This window comes from Tamlana crocina, from assembly GCF_012037625.1.
In genome coordinates, this window is sequence record NZ_JAAVJS010000748.1 from 1 (window position 1) to 305 (window position 305).

At 53.1% G+C, this 305-nt stretch carries 1 protein-coding gene; it reads left to right on the forward strand.

Annotation, left to right across the window (positions count from 1 at the left end):
- Nucleotides 1-305: hypothetical protein (locus HC176_RS18835; protein ID WP_167920494.1), on the forward strand; the 305-nt coding region annotated here is incomplete at both ends.

Here is a 305-nt window from a genome sequence, read left to right on the forward strand (position 1 = left end):
GCTTACGGGGTGACCACTGCGCATGATCCTTCGGCTTTGAGTGAAACTGTCTTCGGAATGGCAGAATTAATTAAGAGCGGAGAAATGGTTGGACCACGCCTCAACTCCACCGGGATCATCCTTTATGGAGCCGAAGGAGACTTCAAGGCCGAGATCAACAGCCTGGAAGACGCAAGATCTGCGCTGAGAAGAACAAAAGCCTTTGGAGCAACTTCAGTAAAGAGTTACAACCAGCCGCGCCGTGAGCAGCGCCAGCAGGTGATGCAGGCTGCCAAAGAACTCGAAATGAACGTGGTGCCCGAAGG